The organism is Corallococcus sp. CA054B (assembly GCF_003611625.1).
GTDB lineage: Bacteria > Myxococcota > Myxococcia > Myxococcales > Myxococcaceae > Corallococcus > Corallococcus coralloides.
In genome coordinates this window covers 36,238-47,762 of record NZ_RAVY01000056.1, presented here as the reverse complement: position 1 = coordinate 47,762, position 11,525 = coordinate 36,238, and the positions used below count along the sequence as shown (strand labels likewise).

Below are 11,525 nucleotides of genomic sequence, written 5' to 3'. Positions count from 1 at the left end.
GTCGTGGCCCGTCCGTCGGCCAAGCCGCTGCCGCCTCCGCCGCCCGCCGCCACCACGACCCGGGCTCCGGAGCCGCCGCGTCCGGCAGCCACTGAGCAGGCGAGCAGTGCTGGCGCGCCCGTTCCCCGCGTGATGGGTGCTGGCGCGAAGAAGAAGGTCGTGGTGAAGAAGTCCCGTTAGAGCCCGCCCGCCGCGCCGTCGTTTCCGGCGGCGCGGGGGTGGAACAACCGGGGGTGCCACCATGGACGCCGAGCACAGGGCCGAGGGACAGGAAGGGATGCCGGGCACACCTGGGGAGAACGCAACGCCGTCCCAGCAGGAGGGAGCGGCTGACGCGTCCGCGCCGAAGCATGGCGAGGGCGCGAGTGGAGACGTGACGCCGGAAGGAGCCCCCCAGGCCGAAGCGGGTGGGGCCCAGACCGACCTGCCCGGAGAGGGCGGGCCGGCGAGCGCGACCGAGGCCAGCACGGCCGCCGGAGCCACCGGTGAGCCGGAGGCGCGCGCCGGAGAAGAGGCTCCCGCCGGGGACACCGCGACGTCGGGCGAAGCAGCCGCGCGCGGGGGTGAAGGCGAAGCAGCCACGCGCGGGGATGAAGGCGAAGCAGCCTCGCGCGGTGAAGGCGAAGCAGCCACGCGCGGTGGTGGCCCAGAAGGCGAGGGCGCGGCCGGGCAGGGCGAGGGCACCCGCACCCCGGCGGACGCGGAGGCCTCTGCCGGCCCTGGCCGCTACGTGGAGCTGTCCTCGGGCGAGAGCGTCCAGGACGCCTCCGGCACGGGCAGCGACGGTGGCGGCGAGGCGAAGGACGTGCTGGCGGAGCCGCGCTCCGGTCCGGTGTCGGGCGCGGACGACGCGCTCCTGAGCGCCGGCATCTGGGACGTGGCGAGCCGTGCGAGCCAGGAGGACGCGGGCTCCGGCGAGAGTTCGGAACAGGGCGCCAACGACGGCGCGGCGACTTCGGAAGGGGAGCCCCTCGCGCAGGCCATCGAGCCGCGCGTGATGGGACAGGTGACGGCGATGGTGCTGCCGCTGGAGCGACTGGAGGAGGACACCACCTTCCGCCTGCGGGACGAGGGTGACGTGTCCGAGCTGGCCACGGACCTGGCGCGACTGGGCCAGCTGTTCCCGGTGGACGTGCGCCCGCGCGGCGAAGAGCGCTACCAGCTCATCTGCGGCTTCCGGCGCGTGGCGGCGCTGCGCTTCCTCAAGCGCGACCAGGTGCAGGTGCGCGTGCACGAGGAGCTGTCCGACGAGGACGCGCTCCTGCTGTCCCTGGCGGAGGCCATCCACGCCTCGCCAGTGGAGCACGACGTGCTGCAGGCCAAGCGCGAGTCGCTGGAGGCCGAAGGCCGGCTCACGGCGCCGGTGCGCGACATGCTGGAGAAGGCGCTCGCCACCGAGGAGACGCTGGCTCCGGAGGGCGTCGAGGAGGAGATCGACGCGGACGAGCTGGCGGTGGACGTCGCGCAGCGCATGGGCGCCCTCAACCAGGACCTCTCGCTGCTCGCGGACGTGTTCGCCGCGCTGGACGAATCCCGCAAGGCGGAGCTGCTGATGCAGCTGCGCTACTCGGCGCAGCTGGTGGCGTACCTGGAGGGTCTGTAGGCCATGGCGGAAACGCTCGAACGCGACCGCGCCCGGCTCCTGGAGGTGCTCACGCAGCGCTCCTTCGAGCGCAGGCGCGTGGTGCTCTCCTCCGGCAAGGAGTCGGACTTCTACATCGACTGCAAGCGCACGGCGCTGCTCGCCGAGGGCCACTACCTCATCGGCCGGCTGCTCCTGGAGGCCATCCGGCGCGACGCTCCGTCCGCGGTGGCCGCGGGCGGCCTGACGCTGGGCGCGGATCCGCTCGCGTCCGCGGTGAGCCTGACCAGCTTCCTGGAGGGCGGCGGCCAGAAGTCCCTGCACGCGTTCATCGTGCGCAAGGAGCCCAAGGGCCACGGCACCGGCCAGTGGATTGAAGGCCTGTCCGCGCTGGGCCCCGGCGCCCCGGTGGCCATCGTGGAGGACGTCGTCACGACGGGCGCGTCCACGCTCAAGGCGATTGAACGCGCGAAGCTGGAGGGCCTGACGGTGCTGGGCGCCTTCGCGCTGGTGGACCGGCTGGAGGGCGGACGCGAGGCCGTGGAAGCCGCCGGCCACCGCCTCACCACGCTGTTCACGCGCAAGGACTTCATCCCGTGAGAAGGCTGCTGGTGGCCGCGGTGCTGCTGGGCGCGCTGGGCGGCTGCTCTACCGCGCCCCCCGTCGTCGGGGAGCCCGCGCCCACGCTGGATGACCCCAAGCAGGAGTCCGCCTACCTCGCGGTGTTGAATCGGTACTCGGACCGCAAGGAGATCTACGACGGCTTCGACACGCGCGTCTTCGCGGGGGCCACGTTCCAGACGCCCGCCTTCCGCGAGGCCCGCATCCACCGCCGCGCCATCTTCCAGACGCTGCCCGCCGCGAAGGTGGAGCAGCTGCTGTCGGAGGAGCTGGCGGACGCGGCGAAGTTCCACGAGTTCTACCTGGCGGTGCACGTCAACGACTACCGCTACGACGACTTCGCCCACCGCAACAGCATCTGGCGGATCGCGCTGGTGACGCCCGCGGGCGAAATCACGCCCTCGGAGATCCGCCGCCTGGGCCGGGCGGACCTCAACGTGCGCGCCTACTACCCGTACGCCAGCCTCTTCTGGGTGGGCTACCGCGTGCGGTTCCCCAAGACCTTCGGCAACGGCCAGCCCATCATCCCCGAGGGCACCGAGCAGGTGATGCTCCGCGTCGCCTCGTCACTGGGGAACGCGGAGCTGAAGGTCCACGCGCGCTGAACGCGGCGGGGACGGCCCTCAGGTCTGCTGGCCGTCCTTCAGCCACTTCGACGTGAGCGGCATCGTGGGCCCCGCGAGCAGGCGGTCCAGGAGCGCGTCCGGCGAGGCATTCACCGCGAAGGGCACGCCCTGCGTCTCCGGGACGAAGCCCGCCTCCACCATCTGCTTCGCCATCGCGAGCAGCGGCTGGAAGAAGCCGTCCACGTCCAACAGGCCCATGGGCTTGCGGTGCAGGCCCAGCTGCGCCCAGGTGACGATTTCGAAGAGCTCGTCCAGCGTGCCGAAGCCGCCGGGCAGGGCGACGAAGGCGTCCGCGCGCTCGGCCATCATCGCCTTGCGCGAGTGCATGGAGTCCACCCGGTGCAGCTCCGTCAGTCTCGGGTGGGCCAGCTCCTTCGCGTCCATGAAGTGGGGGAGCACCCCCACGGCCTTGCCGCCGTTGGCGATGACCGCGTCCGCCACCGCGCCCATCATCCCCACGCTGGCACCCCCATAGACGAGCGTCAGGCCCCGCTTCGCCAGCGCGGCGCCCATCCTGGACGCGGCCTCGCGGTACTCGGCGCGCACGCCGGAGCGCGAGCCACAGAAGACGCAGACGCTGCGCACGGGGGTTCCAGCCATCGTCAAAAGCCTCCAAGGCGCCCGGGATGGGCGGCGACCACGGCCAGCGTAGCGGCGATGAACAGCAGGACGGGGATGGCGCGCGCGTAGACCTTCGGGCCCATGCGCAGCGCCATGCCGCAGGGCAGGCCGAAGACGAAGCCGCCCAAATGCCCCGCCCAGCTCACCCCGGGCAGCAGGCTGATGACCGCCACCTGCACGAGCCAGAACATGTGCTCCCGGCGGCCCTGCTGCGTGAGGATGGGCAGCATCGCGCCGCCCCAGCCGAGAATCATTCCGGACGCGCCCACCGTCACGGTGTCGAAGTTGAAGAAGAGCGCGAACGCGGAGCCGCCCAGCGCGGTGACGAGCGACAGCCCCAGGAACCTCAGGCTCCCGATGCCGCGCTCCAGCGACGCGCCCAGCGAATAGACGGCGAGCATGTTGAAGAGCAGGTGCATCGCGCCGCCGTGCTCGAACACCATGCCCAGCAGGCGCCAGTACTCGCCCGCCTGGACCCACGGCCCGTAGAGCGCCAGCGGCCCCACCAGGCCCAGCGTCCTCCCGTCGATGACGAGCGGCCGGCCCAGCGACGGGCTGAGGAAGAACATCACCACCGCGCCCGCGATGATGGCGAAGCTGACGTAGGGCGTGGGCAGCGCGCGCTGGGGCTGGGGCGGGCCCGGGGGCGGTCCGTCCCCGCCCTGTCCACGTGGCGCGTTGTCTTGCGTGTCTCCCAGCCCGGAGGGGCCGGGGAGGTCATCCAGCATTCGGCGCGGACGGGACATGGGCGCTCACAGCTCCCGGGAGAGGATGGTGTCGCGTGTGCCCTGGTGCTCGTCCGTGTGCGGGTAGTCCAGGGTGTAGTGCAGGCCCCGGCTCTCCTTGCGGCGGCTGGCACAGTCCACGATGAGGTGCGCCACCTCCGCGATGTTGCGCAGCTCGATGACGTCGCGGGTGACCTTGAAGCGCCAGTAGTAGTCGCGGATCTCCTCGCGCAGCAGCTCCAGCCGCCGCCGCGCGCGCATCAGCCGCTTGTCCGTGCGGACGATGCCCACGTAGTTCCACATCAGCCGGCGGATCTCATCCCAGTTGTGGGTGACGACCACGCTCTCGTCGGAGTCCACCGCGCTGCCGGAGTCCCAGGCCGGCGGGTCCTCCTTCGGCAGCGTCAGCGACGCCAGCTCCTCCGACGCCACCTGCACCGCGCGGTGGCCGAACACCAGGCCCTCCAGCAGCGAGTTGGACGCGAGCCGGTTCGCGCCGTGCAGGCCGGTGCAGGACACCTCTCCAATGGCGTAGAGGCCCGGGATGTTGGTGCGCCCGTGCAGGTCCGTCACCACGCCGCCGCACTGGTAGTGGGCCGCGGGCACCACGGGGATGGGCTGCACGGCCATGTCGATGTTGAAGGCCTTGCAGGTGGCGTAGATGTTGGGGAAGCGCTCGGTGAGGTACGCGCGGCCCAGGTGCGTCATGTCCAGGTAGACGCAGTCGTTGCCCGTGCGCTTGAGCTCCGCGTCGATGGCGCGCGCCACCACGTCGCGCGGGGCCAGGTCCTTCATGGGGTGGTAGCGGTCCATGAACGTCTGGCCGCCCTTGAGCCGCAGCTTGCCGCCCTCGCCGCGCAGCGCTTCGCTGATCAGGAAGCTCTTGGCCTCCGGGTGGAAGAGGCAGGTGGGGTGGAACTGGTAGAACTCCATGTTCGCCACGCGCGCGCCCGCGCGGTACGCCATGGCCACGCCGTCGCCCGTCGCGACGTCCGGGTTGGAGGTGTAGAGGTACACCTTGCCCGCGCCGCCCGTGGCCAGCACCGTCACCTTGGAGAGGAACCGCTCGATGGAGCCGTCCTCCATCAGCGCGTACACGCCCAGGCACCGGCTGCCGGCCGGGGTGTGCGGACGCCGGTCCAGGATGAGGTCGATGGCGGCCGTGTTCTGGAAGAAGGTGATGTTGGGCTGCTCGTCGCACGAGGCCAGCAGCGCGCGCTGCACCTCGCGGCCGGTGATGTCGCCCGCGTGGATGATCCGGCGGGCGGAGTGGCCACCCTCGCGCGTGAGGTCGAACTCGCCGCCGCGCTGGTCGAACGCCGCGCCCAGCGCCACCAGCTCCTTGAGGCGCGCGGGCCCCTCCCGCACCGTCACCTCCACCGCGTCGCGGTGGCACAGGCCCGCACCCGCGACGAGCGTGTCGTCGATGTGCGCGTCGAAGGTGTCCGTGGGGGACAACACCCCGGCGATGCCCCCCTGGGCGTAGGCGGTGTTGCCTTCGCCGCGCTCGCGCTTGGTGAGCACGGCGACCGTGCCATGCCGGGCCGCCTGCAGGGCGAACGACAGTCCGGCCACGCCGCCGCCCATGACCAGAAAATCAAACCGATGGGGCATGGCCAACAGGCTTAATGGCGGTAAGTGCTGGAAACAAGGCGTTTTCTTGAGGACTTTCCGGGCGTTGTCTAAGGTTTCGCCCGCCGCCATGCGTGTCCTGACCGCCCTCGTCGTCCTGCTGACCGCCGCCCTCCCGGCCGCCGCCTCGGACGGCATCTACAGCTACGTGGAGAAGGACGGCACCATCGTCTACACGAACGTGCCGCCTGGCGGCGCGCGCAAGGCCCGCAAGCTGTCCGGGACCTTCACGCCCGCGCCGGCCAAGTCCGCGCCCGTGCGGGGCCGCTCGCGGACGCCCGCGGAGCTGGATCCGCACATCACCACCGCGGCGCTGCGCTACCGCATCCCGCCGGCGCTGGTGCGCGCCATCATGCACACGGAGAGCAACTTCAACCCGAACGCGCTCAGCCACAAGGGCGCCAGCGGGCTGATGCAGCTCATGCCGGGCACCGCGTCGGACATGTACGTGAAGGACATCTTCGACTCGAAGGACAACATCGAGGGCGGCGTGCGCTACCTGCGCGTGCTGGCCAACATGTTCGACGGCGACATGGTGAAGATGGTCGCCGCGTACAACGCTGGACCGGACGCGGTGAAGAAGTACGGAGGCCAGGTGCCGCCGTACGCCGAGACGCAGGAATACGTGCGCAAGGTCCTCCAGCTCTACCAACACTACAAGGAGCGCGAGCGGCTCGCCCAGGCCGAGGCCAGCAGCCGTGAGCCCACATCCGAGAATGACGACGCGCACGAAGGGGACGAAGCCGCCGGGCCCCGCTGACGAGGAGTTCCTGCAGCAGCTCCAACGCGGGAGCGAGCTGCTGGGCGCCGGCAAGGTCACCGAAGCGAAGGACTTCCTGGAGCGTGCGCACCAGCTCCAGCCGCGCCACGAGAAGGCCCAGAACCTCCTGGGCCTGACGTATTTCAAGCTGGGCCTCTTCGACCGCGCCGCCGACCTGTACGAGATGCTCGTGCGGGACAACCCGGTGGACCCGACGCTGCGCGTGAACCTGGGGCTCGTCTACCTGAAGACGAACGCGCTCCAGCGCGCGGCGCGCGAGTTCGAGACCGCCACCGACCTGGCCCCGGACCACAAGAAGGCCCACAACTACCTGGGCCTGACCTTCGCCCAGATGGGCGAGTACGGCCGCGCGCGCGAGCACTTCCTGCTGTCCGGCAGCGACGCCATGGCGGAGAAGATGTCGCGCGCCATCGCTGGCGAGGGCTACAGCCGTCCCCCCGCGCCCCCCACGCCGGCCCGTCCGCGCGAGGAGGAGGAAGAGTCCGCCGCGCTGCCCGTGCCCGCGTCGTCTGCTTCCGGCGAGAGCGACTGGGGTGCCCAGTTCGGTCTGGATGAGGCGCCGCGCAGTCCCCGCGCCGCCGCCGAGCCGCCGCCTCAGGCCGCCGCGAAGGCAACGGACGACGACCTGCGCTTCGCGGAGGACGAAGGCCCGCCCGCCACCACGGACGACCAGGCCTCCAGCTCGCGCGCCGCGACCCAGATCCAGGAGGACGAGGACCCCAGCCTCGCCGCTGGCGCGAGCACCTTCGAGGAAGACGCGGAGCTCGCCGCCACCACGGACGCGGACACCTCCGCGGCCGATGTCGAGGTCGCCGACGAGCTGCCCCCCACGCCTGTGTCGGAGGAGATCGAAGTCTCCGAGGAGCCGCCCGTCCTCGCGTCCGAGCTGGAGTCGGAGCCCGGTGACGCCTTCGCGGAGACCTTCGCCGCGCTGGCCACGAGCGAGCCACCGGAAGCGACCCGGCCCGCCGCGCCGATTCCGCTGACCCGCGCCGCCGAGCCGCCTTCCTCGCCTGACGCTGCAACGGGCTCGAATCCTCCCGTGCTCACCGCGTGGGTGCCCTCGGTGGCGCTGCCGGGCGTGGCGCCGGGTCAGCCCTTCACCCAGAGCGCGTCCGTCCTGGCGCTCGCGGTGGAGGGTGAGCTGCTCACGCGCCTGGAGGGGCTGATCGCCGTGCGCGGCCAGGTCACCTTCGAGCCGGAGATGAAGCGCTTCCGGGGCCGGGCCACGGACAAGCCCTTTGGTGAGGGCGACCAGGCCATGGTGCGCGCCCGGGGGCAGGGGACGCTGCACCTGGAGCCCGTGTCCGGGCGGCAGTGGGTGGCTGTCTCCCTGGACGACGAGTCCGTCTACCTGCGTGACGCGTGCGTCTTCGCCTTCGAGGAGCCCGTCGTCTTCGAGAACGGCCGCGTGCCGTCGGACCTGGCGCAGGACCTGGACCTGGTGCACCTGCGCGGGCAGGGGCGGGTGCTGCTCAGCCTGACGGGCCCGCTGCGCTCGGTGCCGGTGGCCATGGACCAGCCGGTGACGGTGCCCCTCACGCACCTGGTGGGCTGGGTGGGCAACCTCACGCCCCGCGTGGTGCCGCTCGTGGCATCCGCTGGCGGGGAGACACTGAAGGCGGCGGTGGAACTGGGCGGTGAAGGATTTGCCCTCATCGCACTCGGGGTCCGGTAGAACGCGCGCCCATGGCCACCGAGCGAGCCCTCAGGAAGCAGCGCAAGCGCGAGGAGCGGGCCCGCCGCCGCGCGTCCCGCCGTCCCAGCATCCTGGTGCAGGAGTTCTGGAACCTGCCCAACATGCTGACGCTGGGGCGCATCCTCCTCATCCCCGTGTTCGTCTGGCTCACCTACGACGCGGATCCCCTGCACTCGCTGCTGGCCGGCCTGGTGTTCGCCGTGGCCGCCATCACCGACGTGATTGACGGCTACCTGGCCCGCCGCTGGAACCTCATCACCGTGGTGGGCAAGTTCATGGATCCGCTGGCGGACAAGCTCATCGCCATGGCCGCCCTGGTGATGATGGTGCGCCTGGGCCGCATCGCCGCCTGGGTCGTCATCGTGCTCCTGGCCCGCGAGTTCATCGTCACCGGTCTGCGCACCATCGCCGCCAGTGAAGGCATGGTCATCGCCGCGGGGCAGGAGGGGAAGTGGAAGACGTCCCTCCAGCTGGTGGGGATCATCTCCCTGTGCGTCCACTACGTGCACCCGCTGGACGTGGGCTTCCGCGTCGTCACCGTGGACTACAACCAGGTGGGCAAGGTGCTGGTGTACCTGTCCGGTGCGTTCTCCGTGTGGAGCGCGGTCGTCTACTTCCGCGCGTTCCTCAACATGCTCGCCCGCCGGGGCAGCACGGATCCGGATGCGAAAAGTGTTTGACGTGTCCGGGAGGCCTCTGTATATCGCACCCCACCTCCGGCGCGGCACCGACCGGCGGGTGGCAAGCAATACTGCGGTACCTGATGCGGGAATAGCTCAGCGGTAGAGCATCGCCTTGCCAAGGCGAGGGTCGAGGGTTCAAATCCCTTTTCCCGCTCCAAACGAAGCACGCAGCACCGCAGTACCTGATGCGGGAATAGCTCAGCGGTAGAGCATCGCCTTGCCAAGGCGAGGGTCGAGGGTTCAAATCCCTTTTCCCGCTCCAAATCAAAGGCCCTCTGGGAAACCAGGGGGCCTTTTTCTTTTCCAAAATGGCCTCGCGGAGGGGGCGCGAGGCCTGCCGAGCAGACGGGCTTTCGCGTGGATGGCAGGAGTCCCATGCCTGACACCTTCCGGGGGCATGAGGTATGGATGGCGCCGCATGCTTCGCAACCTCCGTGAGCTCTACCAGTACCGGGGCCTCCTGCTCAGCCTGACCCAGCGCGAGCTGAAGGCGCGGTACCGGAACTCGGTGCTCGGCTTCTTCTGGACGTTCCTCAACCCGATGCTCCAGATGGGCGTCTACTCGCTGCTGTTCACCGTCTACATGCGGCAGAACATCCCCGGGTACACGTTCTTCGTCTTCGTGGGGTTGCTCCCGTGGATCTGGTTCGCCACGTCGCTGGGGACTGGCGCCAGCGCCATCAGTGACCGGCGCGATCTGCTCACCAAGGTGCGCTTCCCCGCCCAGGTGCTGCCGGCCACGGTGGTGGTGACCAACCTGTGCAACTACGTGCTGTCCCTGCCGCTGATGGTGGGGCTGGGGTTGGTCCTGGGCTACGTGCCCACCTGGCACGTGGTGGCCTTCCCGGTGGTGCTGCTCACCCAGCTGTGCATGACGGTGGCGCTGGTCTACATCGTGTCCGCGCTCAACGTGACGTTCCGGGACCTGCAGCAGATCATCGCCAACCTGCTGACGATGTGGTTCTTCGTCACGCCGGTCTTCTACCGGGTGGACTCGCTGCCGGAAGCGGTCCGGGCGCCGGTCGTGCTGCTCAACCCCATGGGGGTCATGGTGACGTCCTACCAGGCCATCTTCTACGAACACCAGCTGCCGCAGCCCGGCCCGCTCCTGATGTGGTTGGGCATCTCCCTGGCGCTGCTGTGGATCGCGGCGGGCATCTTCGAGCGCCGTCGCGAGGACTTCGCGGAGTTCATATGACCAGCGCCATCGCGTCTCCGGACGCCATCGTGCTCCGCAACGTGGTGAAGCGCTTCCGGAAGAGCACCATCCGGCGCGAGTACACCACCATCAAGTCGGAGCTCATCCGCCTCCTTCGCGGCCAGCGCGAAACGGACGGCAAGTCCATGATCGAAGCGCTCCGGGGCATTGACCTGGTGGTGCCCCGCGGCAAGACGGTGGGCATCATCGGGCGCAACGGTTCCGGCAAGAGCACGCTGCTCAAGCTCATCACCGGCATCTACACGCCCACCACGGGCACCATCGACATCAACGGGCGCATCAGCGCGCTGTTGGACCTGGGCGCGGGCTTCCACCCGGACTTCTCCGGCCGGGAGAACATCCTCATCAACGGCATCATCCTGGGGATGTCGCGCGCGGAGGTGAAGGCGCGGATGGAGGAGATCATCGCCTTCAGCGAGCTGGGCGACTTCATCGACGAGCCGGTGCGCACCTACTCCAGCGGCATGTACATGCGCCTGGCGTTCTCCGTGGCCACGCACGTGGATCCGGACATCCTCATCATCGATGAGATCCTCGCCGTCGGTGACGAGCACTTCGGCAAGAAGAGCCTGGCGAAGATGACGGAGTTCAAGCGGGCCGGGAAGACCATCGTCATCGTCACCCACGACCTGGGGACGCTGGAGCGCTGGTGCGACCTGGGCGCGTGGATCGACGCCGGACGCATCCGTGAGTTCGGTCCGCCCGCGGACGTCATCCGCAGCTACCGCCGCGCGGTGGCGCTGGCGGAGGAGCGCGGCATGGCCATGGAGTCGCCCGCGCTGGCGTCGGACGGCGGCGCGCTGCCGTCGCTGGCGTCGCCCCAGGGCGAAGCGTCTCCGCTCACCGTGGATGCGGTGCGGCTGAGGGGCCGGGACGGCGGGGCGGTGGAGTTCGTGGACACCGAGGACGGCCTGGAGCTGAGCGTGGCGTACACCGCGCGCACGCCCGCGCCGGAGCTGGGCCTGGGGCTGGAGCTCACCCGGGCGGACGGGGTGCTGATGCACGCCACGGACACGTTCGCGGAGGAGGTGCCCTTCTGCGCGGCGGTGGCCGGCAGCGGGACGGTGCGCTTCGTGGTGGACCGGCTGGGCCTCACCGCGGGGCGCTACGCGTTCACGGTGGTGGTGCGCGACCGGGCGGGGCAGGTGCGGGAGAAGCGTGAGGAGGCATGCTCCTTCGAGGTGCGCTCCAGCGTGCAGGACGGAGGCGTGACGCGGCCTCCGCACCGGTGGATCGTGGAGGGCGCCGCGGCTCGCGTGGCGCCAGTGCGAGACGTCGGCTCGTGAGCGGCCCTGCTTCGGCGAATGGGGGGAGGCCGGGCATCTGGCTGGGCATC

The 11,525-nt window shown here is 70.4% G+C and carries 11 protein-coding genes, 2 tRNA genes and 1 pseudogene; 11 read left to right on the top strand and 3 right to left on the bottom strand.

Annotated elements, in window-relative coordinates:
- From D7V80_RS16245 to D7V80_RS16230, 4 genes and pseudogenes are all read left to right on the top strand, one after another.
- Nucleotides 1-180 (top strand): annotated as a pseudogene (locus D7V80_RS16245) (polymer-forming cytoskeletal protein); the annotation flags it as partial.
- A 97-nt stretch (nt 181-277) separates the two neighbouring features.
- A complete protein-coding gene (locus D7V80_RS16240; protein WP_120589026.1) occupies nt 278-1,603 on the top strand; it encodes a ParB/RepB/Spo0J family partition protein in 1,326 nt (441 codons plus the stop codon).
- A 3-nt stretch (nt 1,604-1,606) separates the two neighbouring features.
- Nucleotides 1,607-2,182 (top strand): orotate phosphoribosyltransferase, encoded by a 576-nt coding sequence (gene pyrE / locus D7V80_RS16235; protein WP_014397638.1) that lies wholly within the window; start codon nt 1,607-1,609, stop codon nt 2,180-2,182.
- On the top strand, nt 2,179-2,808 hold the full coding sequence (locus D7V80_RS16230; protein ID WP_120589025.1) for a hypothetical protein: 630 nt from the start codon (nt 2,179-2,181) through the stop codon (nt 2,806-2,808). Before pyrE ends, D7V80_RS16230 begins: the two co-directional genes overlap by 4 nt.
- An 18-nt stretch (nt 2,809-2,826) precedes the next feature.
- Here the strand turns inward: D7V80_RS16230 and D7V80_RS16225 are convergent, their stop codons facing one another.
- Genes D7V80_RS16225 through nadB form a run of 3 tightly spaced genes read right to left on the bottom strand, consistent with a single transcriptional unit; the run spans nt 2,827 to nt 5,789 of the window.
- Nucleotides 2,827-3,429 (bottom strand): TIGR00730 family Rossman fold protein, encoded by a 603-nt coding sequence (locus D7V80_RS16225; RefSeq protein ID WP_120589024.1) that lies wholly within the window; start codon nt 3,427-3,429, stop codon nt 2,827-2,829.
- A 2-nt stretch (nt 3,430-3,431) separates the two neighbouring features.
- Complete coding sequence (locus tag D7V80_RS16220) at nt 3,432-4,196, bottom strand: rhomboid family intramembrane serine protease (RefSeq protein ID WP_199738675.1); 765 nt, start codon at nt 4,194-4,196, stop codon at nt 3,432-3,434.
- A 6-nt stretch (nt 4,197-4,202) separates the two neighbouring features.
- Nucleotides 4,203-5,789, bottom strand: a complete 1,587-nt coding sequence (nadB, locus tag D7V80_RS16215; protein WP_120589023.1) for an L-aspartate oxidase — start codon at nt 5,787-5,789, stop codon at nt 4,203-4,205.
- An 88-nt stretch (nt 5,790-5,877) separates the two neighbouring features.
- On the opposite strand from nadB, the gene D7V80_RS16210 reads away from it, so the two are divergent.
- The 7 genes from D7V80_RS16210 to D7V80_RS16180 all read left to right on the top strand — a co-directional run bounded on the left by D7V80_RS16210 (nt 5,878) and on the right by D7V80_RS16180 (nt 11,475).
- Entirely contained in the window at nt 5,878-6,567 is a 690-nt protein-coding gene (locus D7V80_RS16210; protein WP_120589022.1) for a transglycosylase SLT domain-containing protein, read from the top strand.
- A complete protein-coding gene (locus D7V80_RS16205) occupies nt 6,524-8,266 on the top strand; it encodes a tetratricopeptide repeat protein (protein ID WP_120589021.1) in 1,743 nt (580 codons plus the stop codon). The genes D7V80_RS16210 and D7V80_RS16205 overlap by 44 nt, the downstream gene beginning before the upstream one ends.
- An 11-nt stretch (nt 8,267-8,277) precedes the next feature.
- Nucleotides 8,278-8,967 carry a CDP-diacylglycerol--glycerol-3-phosphate 3-phosphatidyltransferase gene (gene pgsA, locus D7V80_RS16200; protein WP_014397631.1) on the top strand — a complete coding sequence of 230 codons (690 nt, stop codon included), beginning with the start codon at nt 8,278-8,280 and terminating at the stop codon, nt 8,965-8,967.
- Between the two features lie 85 nt (nt 8,968-9,052).
- Nucleotides 9,053-9,127, top strand: a tRNA-Gly gene (locus tag D7V80_RS16195).
- A gap of 30 nt (nt 9,128-9,157) precedes the next feature.
- Nucleotides 9,158-9,232, top strand: a tRNA-Gly gene (locus D7V80_RS16190).
- 156 nt (nt 9,233-9,388) lie between these two features.
- On the top strand, nt 9,389-10,168 hold the full coding sequence (locus D7V80_RS16185) for an ABC transporter permease (protein ID WP_120589020.1): 780 nt from the start codon (nt 9,389-9,391) through the stop codon (nt 10,166-10,168).
- Complete coding sequence (locus D7V80_RS16180) at nt 10,165-11,475, top strand: ABC transporter ATP-binding protein (protein WP_120589019.1); 1,311 nt, start codon at nt 10,165-10,167, stop codon at nt 11,473-11,475. The genes D7V80_RS16185 and D7V80_RS16180 overlap by 4 nt, the downstream gene beginning before the upstream one ends.
- Nucleotides 11,476-11,525: the final 50 nt, after the last annotated feature.

Excerpts from the sequence above, each read along its gene's own strand:
- D7V80_RS16180 (WP_120589019.1), top strand. The coding sequence starts at position 10,165 with ATGACCAGCGCCATCGCGTCTCCGGACGCCATCGTGCTCCGCAACGTG.
- D7V80_RS16240 (WP_120589026.1), top strand. The coding sequence starts at position 278 with ATGCCGGGCACACCTGGGGAGAACGCAACGCCGTCCCAGCAGGAGGGA.
- pyrE (WP_014397638.1), top strand. The coding sequence starts at position 1,607 with ATGGCGGAAACGCTCGAACGCGACCGCGCCCGGCTCCTGGAGGTGCTC.
- D7V80_RS16225 (WP_120589024.1), bottom strand. The coding sequence starts at position 3,429 with ATGGCTGGAACCCCCGTGCGCAGCGTCTGCGTCTTCTGTGGCTCGCGC.
- D7V80_RS16220 (WP_199738675.1), bottom strand. The coding sequence starts at position 4,196 with ATGTCCCGTCCGCGCCGAATGCTGGATGACCTCCCCGGCCCCTCCGGG.
- D7V80_RS16185 (WP_120589020.1), top strand. The coding sequence starts at position 9,389 with ATGCTTCGCAACCTCCGTGAGCTCTACCAGTACCGGGGCCTCCTGCTC.
- D7V80_RS16210 (WP_120589022.1), top strand. The coding sequence starts at position 5,878 with ATGCGTGTCCTGACCGCCCTCGTCGTCCTGCTGACCGCCGCCCTCCCG.
- nadB (WP_120589023.1), bottom strand. The coding sequence starts at position 5,789 with ATGCCCCATCGGTTTGATTTTCTGGTCATGGGCGGCGGCGTGGCCGGA.
- pgsA (WP_014397631.1), top strand. The coding sequence starts at position 8,278 with ATGGCCACCGAGCGAGCCCTCAGGAAGCAGCGCAAGCGCGAGGAGCGG.
- D7V80_RS16205 (WP_120589021.1), top strand. The coding sequence starts at position 6,524 with ATGACGACGCGCACGAAGGGGACGAAGCCGCCGGGCCCCGCTGACGAG.